Consider the following 23,256-nt stretch of genomic DNA (forward strand, 5'->3'; position numbering starts at 1 on the left):
AATGATAACCATTGAAAAAGAACTCTGCGTTGGCTGCGGAAAATGTGTGAAAGACTGCATCGCCCACAATATTATTTTAAAAGACGGAAAAGCAGAGCCTAAGCGCGACTGCTTCCTCTGCGGTCATTGCGTGGCCGTCTGTCCCAAGGCCGCTGTATCCATTCCGGAATACGACATGGTTGAAGTGGAAGATTATGAAAAGGACAGCTTCATACTGAACTCGGATGTATTACTTCACGCTATTAAATTTCGCCGCAGCATTCGTGATTACAAGGACTGTAAAATTGAGCCGGAGAAAATCGAGAAGTTGATTCAGGCGGGCCGTTATACAGCCACAGCTAAAAATAACCAGAGCAGCCATTTTATTCTGGTGCAGCAGGAGCTTTCAATTTTAAAAGAATTGGTTTGGGATCACATTGACGCGCTGACGAAGATCCCGGCAACAGAGCTTCCGAAGGAACTGATCCCTTTTGCCAGCTTCAACCGTCACAGGAAGGAAGATCCGTCTGACGATTTCCTGTTCCGCAATGCACCCGCTGTCCTGTATATCACTTCCGACTGGGAGCTGGATGCCGGACTGGCGGCCCAGAACATAGAGCACATGGCCATCGCCCAGGGTCTGGGAGCCCTCTACAACGGCTATCTTCAGCGTATCAGCGATCAGAATGAGAACCTGAAAAAATGGCTTGGCATCGAAGGAGAACACATCAAAGCCTGCATGCTTTTGGGCTACCCGAACATCACCTATGCCCGCACTGCGCCGCGGCGTGAAGCCCATGTAACCATTCGCTGATAGAAGATAATAAGAAAGGGCAAAGGAAAGGCCGGGAGAATATTGTCTCCCGGCCTTCGTTATGGATACTTATTTATGCTGGTTCTGGTATTCCAGTGCCGCCGCTACAAATCCACGGAACAGAGGATGGGGACGGTTTGGTCTGGATTTCAGCTCCGGATGAGCCTGGGTAGCCAGGAAGAACGGGTGCTCTTTCAGTTCAATCATTTCCACAATTCTTCCATCCGGCGAAATACCGGATAAAGTCATACCTGCCTGTCGCAGTACTTCACGATAATCATTATTGACCTCATAACGATGGCGATGACGTTCATGAATGGTCTCATCACCGTACAGTTCATAAGCCTTTGTATCCTTGTCCAGAATACAGGGATAAGAACCAAGCCGCAGGGTACCGCCGATATCCTCGATTCCATCCTGATCCGGCATCAGGTGAATCATCGGGTGTGTGGTATTGGGATCCAGTTCCACACTGTGGGCGTCGTCATATCCGATGACGTGGCGCGCAAATTCTACGATGGCCATCTGCATGCCCAGACACAGGCCCAGGAAAGGAACGTTATTTTCACGCGCATAGCGGATAGCAGTGATTTTGCCCTCAATACCACGATCGCCGAAGCCGCCCGGCACCAGAATGCCATCCACATCAGACAGATACTCCGCTGCATTCGCGTCGTTAACCAGCTCGGAGTCCACCCATTTCAGCTCTACTACAGAGTGGCTGGCGATACCGCCGTGCTTCAGGGCCTCCACCACGCTGATGTAAGCATCATGGAGCTGGATATATTTTCCAACGATGGCAATGCGAACCTTAGAAGTCGGATGACGGAGCGCGTCCACCATAGCTGTCCAGTCTGTCAGATCCGGCTCCGGACAGGGCAGATGCAGACATTCGCAGGCCACCTGCGCCAGATGCTCCCTTTCCATGGCCAACGGAGCCTCGTAAAGATATTCCACATCCAGGTTCTGAAGTACGTGAGAGCTGGGGACATTACAGAACAGCGCGATCTTGTCCTTCAGATGATTATCCAGCGGATGCTCACTTCGGCAGACCAGGATATCCGGCCAGATACCCATACCCTGCAAATCCTTCACAGAAGCCTGAGTCGGCTTGGTCTTCAGCTCGCCGGAAGCTTTGATATAGGGAATCAGGGTTACATGGATGAGAATGGCATTTTCATGTCCTACGTCATGCTGGAACTGTCGAATGGCCTCCAGGAACGGCTGACTTTCGATATCGCCCACGGTACCGCCTACCTCAATAATGGCAATATGCGTTTCATCCTCATTGAAATTGCGGTAAAAACGGCTCTTGATTTCGTTGGTAATATGGGGGATAACCTGCACTGTGCCTCCGCCGTAATCGCCGCGGCGCTCCTTGTGCAGAACAGACCAGTAGATTTTACCGGTGGTAACGTTCGAATTCTTTGTCAGAGATTCATCAATAAAGCGTTCATAATGACCAAGATCCAGGTCTGTTTCAGCACCGTCGTCAGTCACGAATACCTCGCCGTGCTGAACAGGGTTCATGGTGCCGGGGTCAATGTTGATGTAAGGGTCAAACTTCTGCATAGTCACTTTGTAGCCACGGGCTTTCAGAAGACGTCCCAGAGAAGCTGCTGTGATGCCTTTACCGAGACCGGATACAACACCGCCGGTGACAAAGACGTATTTTACAGGCATGTGCGATTCCTCCTTTTGTTATATTTCATAGTGGGATAATAGGTTTCCAAAAATAACTGATTTATTATACTACTGGAGAATGAAAAAATCCAGATAAAAGGAGCCGAAAAAATTAGGGAAATTTCTGTGATTCAGCAAAAAAACAGCAGGAAGGGAGACAGCTCAGCCGCACCACTCGCAAAACCGTTACTGTTCACTTCGTTCTCGGTAACACGCTTCGTGATGCACAGAACCTTGGGCTGAACTTGTTTACAGAAATTTCAGATCTTCCTGTATTGCTTTATCCTTTTCCTGACATTATAATAGAGGTGTTATGTTTGGAAAATAGAGTCTATTTTTCAGAACGTAATCTACAAGGAGGAGAAATATGGAAGAACATAACAACAATTCCAACCGCCCCTCCGGAGGCGGAGATAACAATAAGAATCCGAAGAACCGTCAGAGTATCCTGATGTTCCTCATCATCGCCATGGTAGCGATTCTGTTCTGGAACTACATCGGAAGTATGGGTAACAGCAGCAACATCATCACCTATGACGAGTTCGTACAGATGCTGGACGACGGCAAGGTAGAGAAAGTAGAAATCAACTCCAACAGCCTGAAAATCACAGCCAAGGAAAAGGATGCGCTGGGAAGGCAGCAGATCTATACCACCGGAATTGTACCGGATTATCAGCTCCAGGAGCGCCTGGAAAAAGCGGGAATCGAATATTCCGCACCCATCGAGGACATGAAAGAGGTTATCCTGTCCGCAGTGATTAACATTGTACTGCCGATTTTGTTACTCTGGGGCGCTTTCGCCCTGATTATGCGCAGAATGGGCGGCGGAGGCGGCATGATGGGCATGAACGTCGGCAAGAGCAAAGCCAAGGTTTATATTGAAAAAGACACCGGCGTCACCTTCAAAGACGTAGCAGGCGAAGAAGAAGCGAAAGAATCCTTACAGGAGGTTGTAGACTTCCTGCACAACCCCGGAAAATACGCCCAGATCGGAGCTAAGCTCCCCAAAGGAGCCCTGCTGGTAGGCCCTCCGGGAACCGGAAAAACCCTGCTTGCCAAGGCCGTGGCAGGAGAAGCGCATGTACCGTTCTTCTCCCTGTCCGGATCCGATTTCGTAGAAATGTTCGTCGGCGTGGGAGCATCCCGTGTCCGCGATCTGTTCCAGGAAGCCAAGAAGCATTCCCCCTGCATCATCTTCATTGATGAGATCGACGCCATCGGAAAAAGTCGTGATGGCCGCCTGGGCGGAGGAAACGACGAGCGTGAGCAGACCCTGAACCAGCTTCTCGCGGAAATGGACGGCTTCGACAGTCACACGGCGTGCCTGGTACTGGGAGCGACCAACCGTCCCGAAGTCCTTGACCCCGCGCTTTTGCGTCCGGGCCGCTTCGACCGCCGTATCATCGTAGACAGACCGGACCTGAAGGGACGTGTCGATATCCTGAAGGTTCATTCCAAGAATGTGAAAATGGATGAAACCGTCGATCTGGACGCCATCGCCCTGGCCACCAGCGGAGCCGTAGGATCCGATCTGGCGAATATGATCAACGAGGCGGCCATCCTGGCAGTCAAAAACGGTCGCAAGGCCGTATCCCAGAAAGACCTCTTCGAATCCGTAGAGGTAGTCCTGGTCGGTAAAGAAAAGAAAGACCGCATCATGAGCAAAGAAGAGCGCCGCATCGTATCCTATCACGAAGTGGGACACGCCCTGGTCAGCGCCCTTCAGAAAGACGCCGAGCCCGTTCAGAAAATCACCATCGTACCCCGTACCATGGGAGCCCTGGGCTATGTGATGCAGGTACCTGAAGAAGAAAAATACCTGAACACCAAAAAAGAAATCGACGCCATGCTGGTAGGCCTCCTGGCAGGCCGCGCCGCCGAAGAAATCGTCTTCGACACCGTCACCACCGGCGCTGCCAACGACATCGAAAAAGCCACCCGCCTGGCCAGAGCCATGGTCACCCAGTACGGTATGTCCGAGAAATTCGGTCTCATGGGTCTGGAAGTCCAGGAAAACGAATACCTGAACGGTCGCACTGTCATGAACTGCGGCGACGCCACCGCAGCCGAGGTAGATACCGAAGTCATGAAGATCCTCAAAAAATCCTATGAGGAAGCGAAGCGCCTCCTCAGCGAAAACCGTGAGGTCATGGACAAGATCGCTGACTTCCTGATCCAGAAAGAAACGATCACCGGTAAGGAATTCATGAAGATCTTCCGTGAGGTCAAAGGCCTTCCGGATCCGGACGACGACACTCCGACCACCATATCGAACAACGAACCAGAAGCATAACGTAACACCTTTCAAAGACAGGCCTGGGCGGAAAAATACATTTCCTAAGGAGCCCCTGATGTGGGGCGAACGGGGAAAAGTATTTTTCCGTCCAGGCCGTCCGTATAAAAGGAGTCCCACCCCATGCAATTCAACATCGAAGAAGAGTTAAAAAAACTCCCCGCCAAACCCGGAGTCTACCTCATGCACGACGAAGCTGACGCCATTATCTACGTAGGCAAAGCCATTTCCCTGAAAAACCGCGTAAAACAGTATTTTCAGTCCAGCCGCAACAAAGGCCCCAAGATCGAGCAAATGGTTACCCACATCGCCCGCTTCGAATATATCATCACCGATTCCGAGCTGGAAGCCTTAGTATTGGAATGCAACCTGATCAAAGAGCATCGTCCCAAATACAACACCATGCTCATGGACGACAAAACCTACCCCTATATCAAGGTTACAACCAACGAGCTCTACCCCCGCGTCCTGTTTTCACGCATGCTGAAAAAGGATAAAGCCAAATACTATGGCCCCTACACCAGCGCCGGAGCAGTCAAAGACACCATCGAACTGATCCATAAGCTGTACAAGATCCGCACCTGCCACCGGGTACTTCCCAGAGACATCGGCAAAGACCGACCCTGTCTCAACTACCACATCCATCAGTGCGACGCTCCCTGCCAGGGCTACATTTCACAGGAAGAATATGGAAAAAATATTGCCAAAGTCCTGGACTTTCTGAATGGAAACTATGCGCCCCTTTTGAAAGAGCTGGAGGAAAAAATGCAGGCCGCTTCAGACGCCATGGAATTCGAAAAAGCTATCGAATACCGGGATCTTCTGAACAGCGTTAAACAGATCGCCCAAAAGCAGAAAATCACTAACAGCGATATGGAAGACAAGGACATCATTGCCATGTCCGCCGATGGCTGGGACGCCGTGGTTCAGGTCTTCTTTATCCGGGATGGCCGTCTGATAGGACGGGATCATTTCTACCTGAAAACCTACGACGGAGAACCCAAAAGCGCCATTCTCGGCAGCTTCATCAAGCAGTTTTACGCCGGAACCCCGTATATTCCCCGGGAGCTGATGCTGGAATGTGAGGTCGAAGATCATGAACTCATCGAACAATGGCTGACTGCCCGCAAGGGCCGCCGGGTGCGTTTACGCGTCCCCAAAATCGGCGAAAAAGAAAAACTGGTGGAATTGGCCAAAAAGAACGCAAGCCTTGTCCTGAGCCAGGATCGGGAGCGTATCAAGCGGGAAGAAGGCCGTACCATCGGAGCCATGAAAGAGATTGCTGACATCCTGGGCATGCATGGAATCCAACGCATCGAAGCCTTCGATATCTCCAATACCAATGGCTTCGAATCTGTCGGTTCCATGATCGTTTACGACCATGGCAAGCCCAAACGCAGCGACTACCGCAAATTCAAAATCCGCACCGTGAAAGGCCCCGACGACTATGCCAGCATGCGTGAGATTCTGACCCGCCGTTTCACCCACGGTATGGAAGAAAGCCGGGAGTTGAAAGAAAAAGATATGCCCGAAGAAATGGGCAGCTTCACGAAATTTCCGGATCTGTTGATGATGGACGGAGGCCGGGGGCAGGTCAACATTGCCCTGCAGGTACTGGATGAGCTGGGCCTGGATATTCCGGTCTGCGGTATGGTCAAGGACGATAACCACCGCACCCGCGGTCTCTATTACAATAATGTAGAGCTTCCCATTGACCGCAGCTCCGAAGGCTTCCGGCTGATTACCCGCATCCAGGACGAAGCCCACCGCTTCGCCATTGAGTACCACCGTTCCCTTCGAAGCAAAGAACAGGTACATTCCGTCCTGGATGACATCGAGGGTATCGGACCGGCCAGAAGGAAGGCACTGATGCGCCATTTCCAGTCGCTGGAAGCCATACGGGAGGCCGATGTGGAAACCCTGGCAGACGTTCCGTCCATGAATCGGGCGGCGGCGGAAAAAGTATGGAAATTCTTTCATTGAAATAACAGAAAAAATTGCCCATTGAGATGAAGGATATGCCTTGTCCCCTCAGGCAACAGTGTGATAAAATAGAGATAACATCCGTGACAGGACATTTCGTATAAAAATGAAAATAAAGAAGAGAGAGGAAACAAACATGGGAAGTGTACAAACTGTAGACATGACTTTGATGGTAGAGAAGCTGAAGCTGAAGAATCTGACGCCGGATATCGATCTGACCGGTATGAAGCTGTCGTCTCCGGAGATTAACCGCCCGGCCATTCAGCTGTCCGGTTATTTCGCGCATTTCGCTACCGAGCGTGTGCAGATTCTGGGATATGTGGAATACACTTATCTGCAGAGCAGAAGCGATGAGGAGAAAAAGCCGATTTATGAGAAGTTTTTCTCCAGCAATATTCCCTGCGTTGTCTACACCTCCCGCACCGAGCCGGAGCCCTACGCGCTGGAAATGGCCAACAAGTACAATGTACCGGTCTTTTATTCGGATAAAAAGACATCGAACTTCATGGCGGCTATCATCGGCTGGCTGAATGTCCAGCTGGCGCCCCGTATTTCCATCCATGGCGTGCTGGTAGACGTATACGGCGAGGGCGTGCTGATTATGGGCGAGAGCGGTATCGGTAAGAGTGAGGCTGCACTGGAGCTGATTAAGCGTGGTCACCGTCTGGTTACCGACGACGTGGTAGAGATTCACAAGGTCAGCGACGATACCCTGGTGGGCCGTTCCCCGGAGATTACCAAGCACTTCATTGAGCTGCGCGGCATCGGTATTGTGGATGTAAAGACACTGTTCGGTGTGGAGTGCGTCAAGGAGACCCAGACCATTGACATGGTCATCAAGCTGGAAGACTGGGATAAGGACAAAGAGTACGACCGTCTGGGACTGACCGAGGAGTATACAGAATTCCTGGGCAATAAGGTGGTCTGCCATTCCCTGCCCATCCGTCCGGGGCGGAACCTGGCTATTATCGTAGAGACTGCGGCAGTTAATAACCGTCAGAAGAAGATGGGTTACAACGCGGCGCAGGAATTGTACCGTCGTGTGCAGGAAAGCATGACAAGAAAGAATTAAAAGGATACTGGGGGATATAAGATATGAAAAAATATTGTTTTGGAGCTGATATCGGCGGAACAACCATGAAGCTGGGACTCTTTGACGCGGATGGCATGGTTCTGGATAAATGGGAGGTGCCGACCCACACAGAAAATGAGGGCGAAGCGATTCTGCCGGATCTGGCAAAGACCATTTTGGATAAGATAGAAGAGAAGAAGCTGAACAAAGAAGAAATCGCGGGTATCGGCGTAGATGTACCGGGACCGGTAGCTGCGGACGGCAGTGTTCCGCATACTGCCAATCTGGGCTGGGGCTACAAGGCTGTTACAAAAGAACTGACAGAGCTTACCGGACTGCCCTGCAAGGCAGGCAATGACGCCAACGTGGCAGCCCTCGGCGAAATGTGGCTGGGTGGTGGAAAAGGGCACCGGGACGTGCTGATGATTACCCTGGGCACCGGTGTCGGCGGCGGTATCGTCATCGACGGACAGATTCTGGTGGGAGCCCACGGGGCAGGCGGCGAGATCGGTCATATCCATGTAAAGGACGGCGAGGAGAGCTGCTGTGGCTGCGGCAACAAGGGCTGCCTGGAGCAGTATGCGTCCGCTACCGGTATTGCACGCCTGGAGCGGGAGTGGCTGGAAAAGAGCAACGAGCCTTCCGTCCTGCGCGACCATGATATCAGCGCAAAGTCCGTCTTTGACGCAGTGAAAGAGGAAGATGATCTGGCCAAGAAGATCGCGGATGAATTCGGCGATTACCTGGGCAAGGCGATTGCTTCCATGACTGCGGTTCTGGATCCGGAAGTCATCGTTATCGGCGGCGGCGTCTCCAAAGCAGGTCCGATTCTGCTGGATTATGTGCGCAAGCACTACCAGCCGGTAGCATATAAGTCTACCCGTGAGACTACCTTCGCCCTAGCGGAGTTGGGCAACGACGCAGGTATCTATGGCTGTGCCAAGCTGATATTGGGATAAGCGAAAGACGGCATATTTCGACTGATTTTGTGCAAATTACAGAAAATCCAGCAAAAATTACCGATATTTTTCGACAGCAGAAGGTATTGACTTTTTCGGATTCCCGTAGTAGAATCATCTCAACAAAAGATAATACATATTGAAAAACTAATGATAACAAAGGCGTTACCAATTCCCGTGGTAACGCCTTTTTCCTATATTTCAGGGCACCAGGCCCTATCTCTCCCTTTTATTTTATTCGACCTTGCGGTTGCGCTCTCCCGGCGCAGCCGGACAAGTCGAATACACAAAACTATAAGGTTCAAAAAATTCGTAAAAGCCGTACGCCTGCTTGCAGGAACGGCTTTTGTTGTCGAAAATGTATATTTTTTTCAATAATAAACGTAAACTTAAAGGGGCGTTTTCGTTTCTTTCCCGGTTGTGTTCTTCCGGTAATATTGCTATAATAAAAATAATATGCAAGAAAATATGAATTAAAGGATCGTTTAAACGTATGAAGAAGCTTACGAAAGAAAACTGGATGGAAATCGCCTTCTTTGCCTTTATCCTGCTGGTCTTTACTGCCTGGGCCTGGATTCTGCCCTTCAACGAGGGGCCGGATGAATATATGCGTTCCCGTATCGTGGATTATATCGTGGAATACGGCAAGCTGCCGACCGGCTATCAGCAGGAGATTATGGACTACTCCTGGGGCTTCACCTATGGTTTCCGGCCTATCCTTCCCCAGATGGCAGAGGCTGTCCTGGTACGCGTGGCCATGATCTGGACAAAAGACGCCTTTTCCCTGATCTTCGCGGGCCGTCTGGTCAGCGTGGTCTGCGGCATGGTTTTCGCAGGTTACGTTCGGACCATTTCCAAGAAGCTCTTTGACCGGGCGAATATGCAGTGGCTGTTTACATTGCTGACCGTCTGTCTTCCCCAGGCGTGCTTTCTGTTTACGTATCTGAACTGTGATTCCATGGCGCTTATGGCGTCGGCCATGATTTTATGGTATATGATAAAAGGGATGGAAGAACGGTTTCCTGTAAAAAACTGTATCTGGATTGCAGTATCCTGTTCTGTCTGCATCCTGTCCTATTACAATGCCTACGGCTTCCTGATTACAGCTGCGCTTATTTACCTGGGCTGCCATTTGAAATGGAGCCGTGAGGCAGCGAATCCGAAGGAGAAAAAAGAAATCTGGAAGGTTTTCTGGAAAAAAGGTTTTCTGATTCTGGGGATTGTTCTGATTCTGGCGGGCTGGTGGTTTGTGCGGAATTATTTTCTGTATGACGGGGATATTCTGGGACTGAAGACCCAGGATCAGTACGCAGAGCATTACGCCATGGATATTCTGAAGCCGTCGAACCGGCAGAACTATCGGAATCAGGGATATTCCATGGCCTATATGCTGTTTCATTCCGACTGGGTTATCTCTGTCATAAAGAGTTTTATCGGTGTATTGGGGCCTCTGTGGTACGCTCTCCGTTGGTGGATGTACGTAGGTTACGCACTGATTTTCGCTGCGGGAATTCTGGGAATACTGGCCGAGGCTGTGGGAAAATGCCGCAGCCGGAGAAAGAAAAGCCCGGCGGATCCGGAGCGTCTGTTCTGGCATCTGGGATTACTGGTAGCGATTCTGGTGCCGAATGTGCTGAATTTCTGGTACTCCTACGCGACGGATTATCAGCCCCAGGGTCGCTATAGTATGCCTATGCTGGTTCCGCTCATGTACTATATTGTCCGGGGTGTAAGCTTCTGGATAAAATGGCTGGAGCAGCGGGCCAGAGAGGCGGTGCGCCGCGTTCCGTCTGTCCTGGTGACGCTTACGTGTCTGTGGATCGCAGGCTGCGCCCTGTTCTGCGTGGTGAAAATTATGTGGCCTGCCTATAAAGACGTGGAGGATAAATCTGTGGTGAAGGTCTACACCATGGAAGAACTCTACGGGGATGACTGGGAAGAAAAGACAGATAATTAAAAAAGCCCCTGAAAAGGGAGGATGCCAGGCAGCTGCTCTGCCTGGCATTTATTATGAAAAAGTTTATTCAAAATAAGGTAATAAGCGTTTATTAAGTATTTCTTTATCTTATGTTGTTATTATATGGGCGGAAAATGAATGTGATATGAGCACTAATTGAACGATTTTTAAAAGAAATATGAATAAAATATGAACGTGAAACAGGGAACGCGACAGACGAGAAGCAGAAGCTTGTGCGTAAATTTGTGAAAAAACTAAAAATTTTATAAAAATTTCGTGAATAATTTTGGATAATCTTAACATTGACAGTTTCTGGAATGTTTGATTATAATATTGCTCATATCAAAGGAGATTTGGAAGCGGAAATTCCGCGAGCCGGGTCTCCTTTTTTTATACCGTTCTGCAGGGAATGTATTACAACTCCGGAGCCCTTCAGAATAATCTGTAAGAAAGAGGAGGAAGTGTTATGACCCAGGAAATTTTAAGCGCAATCGACGGTCAGTTATTTGCCGTCTGGTTCCTGATAGGAGCCGCACTGGTATTCTGGATGCAGGCAGGCTTTGCCATGGTGGAGGCAGGGTTTACCAGAGCCAAGAACACCGGTAATATCCTGATGAAAAACCTGATGGACTTTTGTATCGGTACAGTTGTATTTATTCTGATTGGATTCGGGCTGCTGCTCGGCGAGGATGTGGCAGGATTCATCGGAAAGCCCGGCTTCGATATTTTTACCGCATATGAGAATTTTGATTATTCCAATTTCGTATTCAACCTGGTATTCTGTGCGACCACAGCGACCATCGTATCCGGCGCTATGGCAGAGCGTACGAAGTTCTTGTCCTACTGTGTATACTCCGGCATCATTTCCGCACTGGTGTATCCGATTGAAGCGCACTGGATCTGGGGCGGCGGCTGGCTCTCCCAGCTTGGCTTCCATGATTTCGCAGGCTCCTGCGCCATCCACATGGTGGGCGGTCTCAGCGCTCTGATTGGCGCGAAAATCCTTGGACCCCGTATTGGAAAATTTGTAAAAGATAAAGACGGCAAGATTACAAAGGTAAACGCGTTCCCCGGACACAACCTGCTCCTTGGCTGCCTCGGCTGCTTCATCCTGTGGCTGGGCTGGTACGGCTTCAACGGCGCTGCCTGCACCAGCGTAGAGCAGCTGGGAAGTGTATTTCTTACCACAACGGTCGCACCGGCTGTGGCAACCGTCGTATGTATGGTGTTTACCTGGGTTCGCTATGGTAAGCCTGATGTATCCATGTGTCTGAACGCTTCCCTGGCAGGTCTGGTAGCCATTACAGCTCCCTGTGACGTGACAGACTGCTTCGGCGCTATCGTCATCGGTGCAGTAGCCGGCGTCCTGGTGGTCTTCGGCGTATGGTTCCTGGATTATGTACTTCGCGTAGACGATCCTGTCGGCGCGGTAGCCGTTCACTTCATGAATGGTATGTGGGGAACTATCGCAGTCGGTTTGTTCGCTACTACCAGCGCTCCGGGAAATGATACCCTGACCGGTCTCTTCTACGGCGGCGGCTTCACACTCCTTGGAAAACAGCTTCTCGGTATGTTCTCCGTCCTGGCATGGACCGCAGTTACCATGACGCTGGTATTCTTCTTCATCAAGGCAGTCTTTGGACTTCGTGTCAGCGAGGAAGAGGAGATTGTGGGTCTGGATTCCATGGAACATGGACTTCCGTCCGCATACGCAGGCTTCAGTATCATGGATATCTCCAACACCATGACTATGGAGGTCAACGAAAATACAAACCTGGGCGTGGGCGAGTACGAGGCGGCTTCTGAAGCTCAGAAGAACGCGGCGGTCAAGGTGGTACAGACTCCCGTGTCTGCGACAGGTATTTACAAGGTATCTATCATCGCAAAGCTGTCCCGGTATGATCAGTTGAAGAAAGCCATGAATGACATCGGCGTGACAGGCATGACTGTGACACAGGTTATGGGCTGCGGCATCCAGAAGGGCGCTGGCGAGAAATACCGTGGCGTCGAGATGGACGCAACCCTGCTTCCCAAGGTCAAGGTCGAGGTCATCGTCGGCAGCATCCCGGTGGATACAGTCATCGAGGCGGCCAAGAAAGCCCTGTACACCGGTCACATCGGAGACGGCAAGATCTTTGTATACAATGTGGATAAGGTGGTCAAGGTCCGCACCGGCGAGGTGGATATGGATGCCCTGCAGGATGTAGAATAAGACAATAAAATAAGAAAAGCTATGAACCATACTGCTAAAAGAATGGTTCATAGCTTTTTTCATTTATCTCATTTCCTATCTTAAGCTCTTAAGCCTTCTTAAATCCCGCTCTCTTTCTCAGGGTCGGATCCAGGATCTTCTTACGGATTCGAAGGGACTTCGGTGTAATCTCCAGCAGCTCGTCCGTGTCGATGAACTCCAGGCACTGCTCCAGGCTTAAGACTCTCGGGGTGGTCAGCTTCAGTGCCTCGTCGGCGCTGGAGGAACGGGTGTTGGTCAGCTTCTTGGTCTTGCAGACATTCAGCTCGATGTCCTCCGCCTTGCCATTCTGGCCGATGATCATGCCGGCGTAAACCTTCTCGCCCGGTCCGATGAACAGGGTACCGCGCTCCTGGGCATTGAACAGACCGTAGGTAATCGCTTCTCCGGCCTCAAAGGCAATCAGGGATCCCTGCTTCCGGTACTGAATATCTCCCTTGTACGGGCCATAGTTCTCAAAAATAGTGTTCAGCACGCCGGTTCCCTTGGTGTCGGTCATGAACTCGCCTCTGTATCCGATGAGGCCTCTGGCCGGAATCAGGAACTCCAGACGGGTGGAACCGGAGCCATTGCTGTGCATATTGATAAGCTCGCCTTTCCGCTCGCCCAGCTTCTGGATAACATTTCCCGCATACTCGTCATCCACGTCGATGTAAGCGCGTTCCATGGGCTCCAGCTTCTTGCCGTGCTCATCGTAGTGATACAGAACTTCTGCCTTGCTGACTGCGAACTCATAACCTTCGCGGCGCATATTCTCGATAAGGACGGACAGATGCAGCTCGCCGCGTCCGGATACCTTGAAACGCTCAGTGGAATCAGTCTCCTCCACACGCAGGCTGACATCCGTGTTCAGCTCGCGGAACAGACGGTCACGCAGGTGACGGGAGGTGACATATTTACCCTCTTTACCGGCCAGAGGGCTGTCATTTACCAGGAAGTCCATGGAAATGGTCGGCTCGGAAATCTTCTGGAACGGAATGGCTACCGGGTTTTCCGGAGAGCACAGGGTATCGCCGATATGGATGTCCGCAATACCGGAGATAGCTACGATGGAACCGATAGTGGCTTCATTCACATCTACCTTATTCAGACCGTCAAACTCATAGAGCTTGCTGATTTTTACCTTCTTGAACTTGTCCGGATCGTGGTGGTTCACCATGACCATATCCTGGTTGATGCGGATAGTTCCGTTATCCACCTTACCGATACCGATACGGCCCACATACTCGTTGTAGTCGATGGTGCTGATCAGTACCTGGGTTCCGGCTTCCGGATCTCCCTCCGGAGCGGGGATGTAGTCGATGATAGTCTCGAACAGCGGAGTCATATCCTTCGGCTCATCGTCCAGGCTGCGCATTGCATAGCCTGCTTTCGCAGAAGCGAAAATGAACGGGCAGTCCAGCTGCTCGTCGGAAGCGTCCAGATCCATGAACAGCTCCAGAACCTCGTCTACCACCTCAGTCGGACGGGCCTCGGGTCGGTCAATCTTATTGACACAGACGATAACCGGAAGGTCCAGCTCCAGGGCCTTACGGAGCACGAACTTGGTCTGGGGCATAGCGCCTTCAAACGCGTCAACCACCAGAACAACGCCGTTTACCATTTTCAGAACTCGCTCCACCTCGCCGCCGAAATCCGCATGGCCCGGGGTGTCGATGATATTGATTTTTACATCCTTATAAGTAACTGCCGTGTTCTTGGACAGAATGGTGATGCCTCGCTCACGCTCAATATCGCCGGAGTCCATGACACGCTCCGCCACCTCCTGGTTGGCGCGGAATACGCCGCTCTGCTTCAGAAGCTCGTCTACCAGTGTGGTCTTACCATGGTCTACATGGGCAATAATCGCAATATTTCTGATATCTTCTCTTTTCATAAAACAATTCCTCAATGCAAATAAAAATACTTCGTCAACCTTTACAGTTTATCACATTTTCGGCCAATTACAAGGGAAATCTGAGGCTTGCGCGTACTTTTTCGAAAACAACTTAGAAAAAATTTACAGAAATAGTTCTAAATGGAAATATCTGGGCATATATATTTATGAATAATACAGGAGTCCGGCGGAAATCTGCGCGAAAACGTCATTTCCAAAGGGAGAAGAAGGGAGAACACAAACTATGTCAGATAAGGTAATTGAAAACAACCAGGTGTCGGTAAGCGGAGAAATTGTATCGGGATTTACGTTCAGCCATGAGGTATTCGGGGAGGGCTTTTATATGGTGGATATTCTGGTTCGCCGCCTGTCCGATTCGGCGGATCTGATTCCGGTGATGATATCCGAGCGGCTGATTGACATATCCAGGGATTACGTGGGGGAATATATCCGTATCGGCGGACAGTTCCGTTCCTATAACCGGCACGAAGAGAAAAAGAACCGGCTGGTGCTTTCGGTCTTTGCCAGAGAGGTGGAATTTCTTGACGAAGAGGTGGAAAATGCCAAGACAAACCAGATTTTCCTGGACGGCTATATCTGCAAGCCGCCGGTGTACCGGAAGACGCCGCTGGGCCGTGAGATTGCCGATCTGCTCATCGCAGTCAACCGCCCCTATGGGAAATCAGATTACATCCCATGCATCTGCTGGGGCAGAAACGCCCGCTTTGCATCCGGCTTCGAGGTGGGAGGCCACGCCCAGATTTGGGGCCGCATCCAGAGCCGCGAATACGTGAAAAAGCTCAGCGAGACCGAGTCTGAGCGGCGGATTGCCTATGAGGTATCCGTGAGCAAGCTGGAGTACGAATACTGATACGCTTGCATTTCCTCCTGTTTTGTTGTATGATAAGCCTGATTATGGAGTAGCATACGGAATTGCTTTAGAAGGGAGTAGCGTATAAAAAATGGGGAAAGCACATGTAACTGTCTTTTGCGGCAACGGGAAGGGTAAGACTTCAGCGGCGCTTGGACAGGGAATCTTCGGGGCCAGCGCAGGAAAATCCGTCATTATTATACAGTTCCTGAAGGGAAAGGTTGGCGAACGTATTGATTTCATCAAGCGTCTGGAGCCTGAGATTAAGGTATTCTGTTTTGAAAAATCCGATGTGAATTTTGAGGCGCTGTCGCCGGAGGAGCAGCAGGAAGAGGCCATGAATATCCGCAACGGCCTGAATTTCGCCAGGAAAGTGCTGACGACGGACGGCTGTGACATATTGATCCTGGATGAGGTGCTGGGGCTGATCGACAAGGGAATCCTGACAATTGAAGAACTGAAGGCCCTGATTGAAGCCGGAGACGGCGATACAGAGCTGATGCTGACCGGTATCCGAATGTATGAGGAGCTGTATCCGTGTGTAGAGGATGTATTTTGCATTGATACATTAAAGTAAAGACAGATGTATCCGCTATACGGACAAATGTTGCGAGATGTCCGGAAAGCGTTGACAAGCGATACACACTGTGCTAATCTGAACATAATTCATATAATTTAATAGGAAGAAAGATAGAGGTTGCGTTTTCCATCAGTACCTTTTCGGATATGGCAGGCATAGACGAAGAAGAGGGAAAGGGGGCGACGCCGAAAGAGATTGTTTCCTGTGAGTAGTTTCTTGGGCATACCGTGAAGAACGATATGACTGTCATCAGTTTTTGATGGGGCGCTATCCGGGGAATAGAACAGAACATGCGATTCTTTTGGGGCGGGCCTTTACAGGTACGCCTCATTTTTAAACCTTATTTCATCTAGCAGGAGGAAATGAAAATGGCTATTTTTAAGGGAGCAGCAGTAGCAATTGTCACACCGTTTTTTGACAATGGAGAGATTAACTATCCGAAGCTTGCAGAGCTTCTGGACTACCAAATTGAAAATGGCACAGATGCCATCGTCATCTGTGGAACCACCGGCGAGTCATCCACACTGAGCCATGAGGAGCATCTGGAGGCTATCCGCTTTACCGTAGAGCATGTCGCTAAGCGCGTGCCGGTCATCGCAGGCACCGGCTCTAACTGCACCGAAACCGCAATCTATCTGTCGCAGGAAGCGGAAAAGTACGGCGCGGACGCTCTGCTTGTGGTAACTCCGTATTATAATAAGGCGACCCAGAAAGGTCTGATTGCTCACTATACCGCAGTGGCAGAGTCCGTAAGCCTTCCGGTTATCATGTACAACGTACCGTCCCGTACCGGATGTAACATCCAGCCGGAGACCGCCGTAGCTCTTGCAAAGAATGTCAAGAATATCGTTGGCATCAAGGAAGCAAGCGGAAATATTTCCCAGGTAGCGAAGCTGATGCAGCTGGCAGACGGATGCATCGAGCTCTACTCCGGAAATGACGATCAGGTGGTTCCGATCCTTTCCCTTGGTGGAAATGGCGTCATCTCTGTACTTTCCAATGTAGCGCCCCGCCAGACCCACGACATGGTCATGAAGTATCTGGAGGGCGACCTGGCAGGCAGCCTTGCTATCCAGCTTGCGGCCATTCCGGTTATCGATAAGCTGTTCTGCGAGGTGAATCCGATCCCGGTAAAGGCAGCCCTGAACCAGCTGGGATTCCAGGTTGGCCCCCTTCGTATGCCGCTGACCGAGATGGAGCCGGAGCACCAGGCACAGTTAAAGCAGGCAATGATTGATTTTGGAATCGAGGTAAAATAACAAATGACAAAAATTATACTTCACGGCTGTAATGGCCGCATGGGACAGATGCTGACCGGACTCCTGAAAGAGGATCCGGAGGCAGAGGTAGCAGCAGGCGTAGACGGATATACCGGTATCGCAAATGAATACCCGGTATTCGCAAGCATTGACGAGTGTGATGTGCCGGCAGACGTAGTTATCGACTTCTCAAACGCAAAGGCAGCGGACGGACTGTTGGACTACTGTGTACGGACCAAAACCCCGGTTGTTCTCTGCACCACCGGACTTTCCGAGGAACAGCTTGCGAAAGTCGAAGAGGCAGCCAAAGAAACGGCTGTTCTGAAATCCGCCAACATGTCTCTGGGTATCAACCTGCTTATGAAGCTTCTGAAGGAAGCAGCTCCGACTCTGGCGGCAGCAGGTTTTGATATCGAGATTGTAGAGAAGCACCACAACCAGAAGCTGGACGCACCCAGCGGCACCGCACTGGCACTGGCAGACGCCATCAATGAGGCATCTGACGGAGCATATCACTATGTATATGACAGAAGCCAGGAGCGTAAGAAGCGCGAAAGCAGCGAAATCGGTATCTCTGCTGTTCGTGGCGGCACCATCGTGGGTGATCATGACGTGATCTTCGCGGGAACTGACGAAGTCATCACATTTGAGCACCGCGCTTACTCCCGCGCTGTTTTCGGCAAAGGGGCGATTCAGGCGGCGAAATTCCTGGCGGGGAAACCGGCGGGACGGTATGATATGAGTGATGTTATCGGTTAGTGTATAGAAAGACGGACGGCGCTCCGGACTTTCGTCCATTTGCTCGTGTTCACAAAAGTTTCACTTAAAAATCACAGAATCCATTCAGAAAAAACACAAAAGAGGAATATCCTTAGACAGATACGTCTGCCCGAGGATACTCCTCTTTTTTATTGCAGAAGAGAGAAAAGGGCCGGACGATTACGGAGAAGGAGGAAACAATTTTGATTGAAGTAAAAGATCTCGTGAAACGCTACAGCAAAAACACTGCGGTCGATCACCTGAATTTTCATGTACAAAAAGGTCAGATCTACGGATTCCTGGGTCCCAACGGAGCCGGAAAATCTACTACTATGAATATGATGACCGGCTATCTGGCTCCCACGGAAGGGCAGATTCTTATAAACGGGTACGACGTAGCGGAAGAGCCTATGGAGGCCCGAAAATGCATCGGATATCTGCCGGAGATTCCGCCTCTCTATCCGGACATGACTGTCCTGGAATATCTGCGTTTCGCAGCAGAGCTGAAACAGTTGCCGAAAAACGAACGCAGCACGGAGATAGAGAGGGTCATGGATGAAACACGCATCAAAGATATGGAAAATCGGTTGATTCGTCATTTGTCCAAAGGATATAAGCAGAGAGTGGGACTGGCTCAGGCGCTGCTTGGGGATCCGGAGGTGCTGATTCTGGATGAGCCCATGGTGGGTCTGGATCCAAAGCAGATCATTGAAATCCGTGAGCTGATCCGCGGGCTTGGGCAGAAGCATACGGTTATTTTGAGCTCCCACATTCTCTCGGAGATCAGCAGCATCTGCGACCATGTCCTGATTATTTCCAATGGAAAGCTGGTGGCCAGCGATACGCCGGAAAATCTGGGCAGTTACATGAAACACACAGACGCGATGGAACTGCAGGTGCGTGGAAGCAAAGAAGTCTGTGAGCAGGCCATAGAACTTCTGAAGCAAGTCAAGGGGCTGGAAGTGAAGACCACGACAGCAACGTTGGAGGATGTATTCCTAGAATTGACGAATGAGGAAAATAATGGAAATCCAAAGACAACAGAGGAACAGGAAAAAACAGAGAGATTTTCTCTGAGAAAAAAGCTACGCAAAACAGAAGAGAAAGAATTTTCTGTGAAAGAAACAAAATCAGACGAAAAGGAGGAAAAGTAATATGTGTGCGATTTACAAAAAAGAACTGCGGGCGTATCTGACCTCCATGACAGGCTATATCTTCATGGCTGTACTGCTGGCGGTTACCAGCCTGTACTACGTGGCCAACTGCCTGGTTGGCGGCTATCCGGTATTCGGAGCTATCCTGTCCTCTGTTTATTTTGTGCTGTTGATTATCGTACCGGTGCTGACCATGCGCAGTATGGCCGAGGAAAAGCGCCAGAAGACCGACCAGCTTCTGATGACCGCGCCGGTCTCTCTCTGGAAAATTGTACTGGGCAAATATCTGGCTATGGTGACTGTTTTTCTGATTCCCATGGCGATCCTGTGTCTGTATCCGTTGATCATATTGCGATTTGGCAGTGTCTCATTGACCATGGCGTATACAGCAATCCTGGGCTACACCCTATTTGGCGCAGCCTGTCTGGCCATTGGACTGTTTCTGTCAGCAGTGACGGAGAGCCAGGTCATTGCGGCGGTACTGACCTTCGGCGTTCTGTTCTTCCTGAACATGGCATCCGGTATTGCCAACGTTATCGGAGCCAGTGGCCTTCTGGCGTCCATTCTTAACGCCCTTTGTATCTATCAGCCGTTCATTAATTTCGTGCAGGGTATGTTTGATTTGACCGGCATTCTTTACTATATGACGGTCATTGTCCTGGCTCTGTTTCTGACGGTTCAGCTTCTGCAGAAAAAGCACGGAACCTACCGCGCCAGCATGGTGGTTTTCGCCTGTGTGGCCGCCGTGCTGGTGAACCTGACAGCAGGAAAATTACCCTCCCAGTACCTGAAATACGATGTCAGTGACCAGAAGCTGTTCACTACCGGAGATCAGACGGCAGAGATTGTGAAGGGTCTGGACGAGGATATCACCCTCTACCTGATTGCCCAGCAGGGCAGTGAAGATGCCACTTTACAGGAATTGCTGGATCGCTATGCGGGACTGTCCTCCCGCATCAAAGTAGAGACGAAGGATCCGGTGCTTTACCCGAATTTTGTCTCTCAGTATACCAGCGAAAATCTGTCTGAAAACAGCGTGCTGGTGGTGGGCCAGAACCGTTCCAAGGCTGTAGATTACTATGATATTTATCAGTATAGTATGGATTATTCCACTTACAGCAGCTCTTTAAGCAGCTTCGACGGTGAGGGTCAGATCACCAGTGCCATTGCCTATGTAACCGCCGAGAATATGCCGGTTGTTTATACGCTGGCCGGCCATGATGAGGCAGAGCTGAGTACTACGGTCACTTCGTCCATTGAGAAGGAAAATATTGAACTGAAATCCTTAAGTCTGCTGACGGAGGAGGCTGTGCCGGAGGATGCAAAAGCTGTTATTATCTACGGGGCCATTTCCGATATTTCCGAGGATGAGAAAAATAAGCTGGAAGCCTATATGGAACAGGGCGGACAGATGGTGCTGCTGCTTGGATACACAGACAAGGATACGCCGAATCTGGACAGTCTGCTGGGCGATTATGGAATTACTTTGGCGGACGGACTGGTGCTGGAAGGCGACAGTCAGCATCATTTGCCGAACTATCCCTATTATCTGCTGCCGGATATTCAGTCCTCGGCATATACCTCAGACGTAAGCTCCCGTTATGTGTTACTGGCCTTTGCTCAGGGTATGACGGAGGCTGCGGATATCAGTGAAGATCTGACTTATGAAAGCCTGCTGACCACATCGGCAAAGTCTTATTCCAAGACCAACCTGGAATCTGAAAATCTCGATCAGGAGGAGGGCGATATTGCGGGGCCCTTTGACCTGGGTGCTGTCGTCACCAAGACCATTGACGAAGACACAGAAGCAAAACTCATCGTGTTCTCTTCTGAGACTCTGCTGGATGAACAGGTAGACAGTATGGTATCCGGCGGCAACAGTACCCTGTTTCTGAATGTCATGAGCCAGCTGGTAGACCATGAAAACACCGTTTCTATCGAGCCCAAAAGTATGAGTACCGAATACCTGACGGTAAGTGCGGGCAGCGCTATTTTCTGGGGGATTCTGACGATTATTCTGATCCCGCTGTTTCTGCTCATTACAGGGGGCGTTATCTGGTTTGGAAGGAGGAAACGGTAGATGACGAAAAAGAAAAGACAGGTAAAGCTGCTGGCGGCGATAGCCGCCCTGGCTGTCCTGGCTCTTGTCTATGTTCTGGTTAGCCGGGCAGACTGGAATCATGAGGAAGACGAAACCACGGAAGAAATCGAGGTTTTAAGCGTAGCGCCTGCGGAAATCAGTGAAGTCGAGATCACGAATTCCTATGGCCCCCTGTATCTAAACTATGATGGCGAGACCTGGATCAGCCCGGATAACCCGGAGCTGGATCTGAATCAGGATGCTCTGGCGACCCTGTGGAATCGGTTGAATCCGCTGTCTGCTGTCCGGGATCTGGGCGAAGCGCCGGAGGATTTAAGTGCTTACAGTCTTGCTGATCCGGCTGTCACGATCCGGATCATCCGCGATGACGGTACGGAACTTACTGTCTCTATCGGCAGTACGGCTTCGGATGGAAATGTGTATGTAATGACTTCGGAAAGTGATCATATCTATACCTGCGACAGTTATCTGGCGACGGCTTTTACGTGCAGCTTACGTGATTTTGAGGCGACTGTTGAGGAAGAACCGGGAGATAGCGAGTCTGCGGAATAGAAGGACGGACGGGTCGGGGCTTTAGACCCCACAAACCACTGGAAATGTGGAAGAATTTCCTTTATACTGAAAAAGACGTCTGTAAAGGAGAATTACTATGAAGATAAAAGCATGGAGCATCCTGCTCTCCCTTATCCTGACTTTGACGCTTATTTCCCTGGCTGTCGTCCTGACCCTGGCCTGCAAGCCACTGTATTATCTGGATATCCACGCACTCCATATTCCGGAAACTACCGGCTATACGATTTCGGAGATTAAAGCGAATTATGACGCAGTCATCGACTACAGCCTGAGCTTCGGAAATGCTCCGCTGGAATTTCCCACGTTTCCCATGTCGGAAGGCGGGCGCATTCATTTTGAAGAAGTAAAGAACATCTTCAATCTTTTTAAATACATAGCTATCTTCGGTACGCTGACAGGTGCCGCCGGGATTCTCCGGCAGCGCCGTAAGCAAAGCTATGGATATCTGAAGCTGACGGCTATCCTGACTGTGGCCCTGCCAGCCGTTATCGGAGCAACCGTCGCCCTGAACTGGGACTGGACTTTTGCCGCGTTTCATGAGCTCGCTTTCAACAATGACTACTGGCTCTTCGACCCTGCCACCGATCCGATTATCAATATCCTGCCGGATGCGTATTTTCTGCACTGTGCAGTTATGATTTTGGTACTGGTGATCCTGGGAAGCCTTATCTGCGGTCTGATTTACCGGCGAGTACAGAGAAAGAATGTGAAATAAGAAGAAAAACAGAAAGTAAAATAGAATGTAATATAGAGCGCAAACGGCTGCCCGACAGAATCACCTGCGGGGGACATTGACAGAGCGCCACGAAGAGCTTCTGGCGTCCTGTTATCGCTCCTGCCTGGAGATGGGGGTCGGCTTTAATACCCCGACGATTATTCGCTATCCTTTCGAAAAGCTGCTGCGGGAGCGCAGCCAGGCGTCGCTCGTCCGGCTGAATCTGAACGAAGCCGTGGTGCCGGAGAGCCTGGGCGTGCGGGCAGTGGGGATTAACGCGGATATGAAGCAGAGTATCGAAGATATCATGGAATGTTAGTTATAGAAATGAAACAAGAACAGAGGCTGTCACTTGGAGCGTTTCTGTCTTTCTAATA

18 protein-coding genes and 1 riboswitch are annotated in these 23,256 nt (G+C 50.5%); of the genes, 16 read left to right on the forward strand and 2 right to left on the reverse strand.

All coding sequences use genetic code 11. The annotated features are described in order from the left end of the window. Position 1 precedes the first annotated feature (1 nt). Complete coding sequence (locus WMO29_RS08125) at positions 2–793, forward strand: nitroreductase family protein (RefSeq protein ID WP_349164424.1); 792 nt, start codon at positions 2–4, stop codon at positions 791–793. Positions 794–862: 69 nt separating this feature from the next. Here the strand turns inward: WMO29_RS08125 and pyrG are convergent, their stop codons facing one another. After that, the gene (gene pyrG / locus WMO29_RS08130) at positions 863–2,476 is read right to left on the reverse strand and encodes a CTP synthase (protein WP_349164425.1); all 1,614 of its coding nucleotides are present in this window, start codon (positions 2,474–2,476) and stop codon (positions 863–865) included. Positions 2,477–2,843: 367 nt separating this feature from the next. Between pyrG and ftsH the strand changes: the two genes are divergently transcribed. The 6 genes from ftsH (at position 2,844) to WMO29_RS08160 (ending at position 12,952) form a co-directional block, all read left to right on the forward strand. Further along, positions 2,844–4,769, forward strand: coding sequence for an ATP-dependent zinc metalloprotease FtsH (ftsH, locus tag WMO29_RS08135; RefSeq protein ID WP_349164426.1), 1,926 nt, complete (start codon positions 2,844–2,846; stop codon positions 4,767–4,769). Between the two features lie 123 nt (positions 4,770–4,892). After that, entirely contained in the window at positions 4,893–6,752 is a 1,860-nt protein-coding gene (gene uvrC / locus WMO29_RS08140) for an excinuclease ABC subunit UvrC (RefSeq protein WP_349164427.1), read from the forward strand. Between the two features lie 136 nt (positions 6,753–6,888). Next, positions 6,889–7,824, forward strand: coding sequence for an HPr(Ser) kinase/phosphatase (hprK, locus tag WMO29_RS08145; protein WP_349164428.1), 936 nt, complete (start codon positions 6,889–6,891; stop codon positions 7,822–7,824). A gap of 23 nt (positions 7,825–7,847) precedes the next feature. After that, entirely contained in the window at positions 7,848–8,783 is a 936-nt protein-coding gene (locus WMO29_RS08150) for an ROK family glucokinase (RefSeq protein ID WP_349164430.1), read from the forward strand. 493 nt (positions 8,784–9,276) lie between these two features. After that, positions 9,277–10,740: a DUF2142 domain-containing protein gene (locus WMO29_RS08155; RefSeq protein ID WP_349164431.1), complete on the forward strand. Its 1,464-nt coding sequence runs from the start codon at positions 9,277–9,279 to the stop codon at positions 10,738–10,740. A 466-nt stretch (positions 10,741–11,206) separates the two neighbouring features. After that, the gene (locus WMO29_RS08160; protein WP_349164433.1) at positions 11,207–12,952 is read left to right on the forward strand and encodes an ammonium transporter; all 1,746 of its coding nucleotides are present in this window, start codon (positions 11,207–11,209) and stop codon (positions 12,950–12,952) included. Between the two features lie 88 nt (positions 12,953–13,040). Here WMO29_RS08160 and typA read toward each other — a convergent pair whose 3' ends face one another. Further along, entirely contained in the window at positions 13,041–14,867 is a 1,827-nt protein-coding gene (gene typA / locus WMO29_RS08165) for a translational GTPase TypA (protein WP_178038894.1), read from the reverse strand. 244 nt (positions 14,868–15,111) lie between these two features. Here typA and WMO29_RS08170 point away from each other — a divergent pair, with 244 nt between their 5' ends. The 9 genes from WMO29_RS08170 (at position 15,112) to WMO29_RS08210 (ending at position 23,198) form a co-directional block, all read left to right on the forward strand. Next, positions 15,112–15,738 (forward strand): single-stranded DNA-binding protein, encoded by a 627-nt coding sequence (locus tag WMO29_RS08170; RefSeq protein WP_349164434.1) that lies wholly within the window; start codon positions 15,112–15,114, stop codon positions 15,736–15,738. A 91-nt stretch (positions 15,739–15,829) separates the two neighbouring features. Next, positions 15,830–16,315: a cob(I)yrinic acid a,c-diamide adenosyltransferase gene (locus tag WMO29_RS08175; protein WP_349164435.1), complete on the forward strand. Its 486-nt coding sequence runs from the start codon at positions 15,830–15,832 to the stop codon at positions 16,313–16,315. A 106-nt stretch (positions 16,316–16,421) separates the two neighbouring features. Continuing rightward, positions 16,422–16,596, forward strand: a riboswitch (Lysine riboswitch). Between the two features lie 90 nt (positions 16,597–16,686). Beyond that, the gene (dapA, locus tag WMO29_RS08180; protein ID WP_178038896.1) at positions 16,687–17,577 is read left to right on the forward strand and encodes a 4-hydroxy-tetrahydrodipicolinate synthase; all 891 of its coding nucleotides are present in this window, start codon (positions 16,687–16,689) and stop codon (positions 17,575–17,577) included. 3 nt (positions 17,578–17,580) lie between these two features. Further along, positions 17,581–18,336 carry a 4-hydroxy-tetrahydrodipicolinate reductase gene (gene dapB / locus WMO29_RS08185; protein ID WP_349164436.1) on the forward strand — a complete coding sequence of 252 codons (756 nt, stop codon included), beginning with the start codon at positions 17,581–17,583 and terminating at the stop codon, positions 18,334–18,336. A gap of 203 nt (positions 18,337–18,539) precedes the next feature. Continuing rightward, positions 18,540–19,490: an ABC transporter ATP-binding protein gene (locus tag WMO29_RS08190; RefSeq protein ID WP_349164437.1), complete on the forward strand. Its 951-nt coding sequence runs from the start codon at positions 18,540–18,542 to the stop codon at positions 19,488–19,490. Between the two features lies 1 nt (position 19,491). After that, positions 19,492–21,570 (forward strand): ABC transporter permease, encoded by a 2,079-nt coding sequence (locus tag WMO29_RS08195; protein WP_349164438.1) that lies wholly within the window; start codon positions 19,492–19,494, stop codon positions 21,568–21,570. Further along, complete coding sequence (locus WMO29_RS08200; protein WP_349164439.1) at positions 21,571–22,143, forward strand: DUF4340 domain-containing protein; 573 nt, start codon at positions 21,571–21,573, stop codon at positions 22,141–22,143. Between the two features lie 97 nt (positions 22,144–22,240). Beyond that, entirely contained in the window at positions 22,241–22,879 is a 639-nt protein-coding gene (locus WMO29_RS08205) for a TIGR01906 family membrane protein (RefSeq protein ID WP_349164440.1), read from the forward strand. Positions 22,880–22,955: 76 nt separating this feature from the next. Beyond that, positions 22,956–23,198, forward strand: a complete 243-nt coding sequence (locus WMO29_RS08210; RefSeq protein ID WP_349164441.1) for a hypothetical protein — start codon at positions 22,956–22,958, stop codon at positions 23,196–23,198. Positions 23,199–23,256: the final 58 nt, after the last annotated feature.

Source organism: Laedolimicola intestinihominis (assembly GCF_040096155.1).
GTDB classification, from domain to species: domain Bacteria; phylum Bacillota; class Clostridia; order Lachnospirales; family Lachnospiraceae; genus Laedolimicola; species Laedolimicola intestinihominis.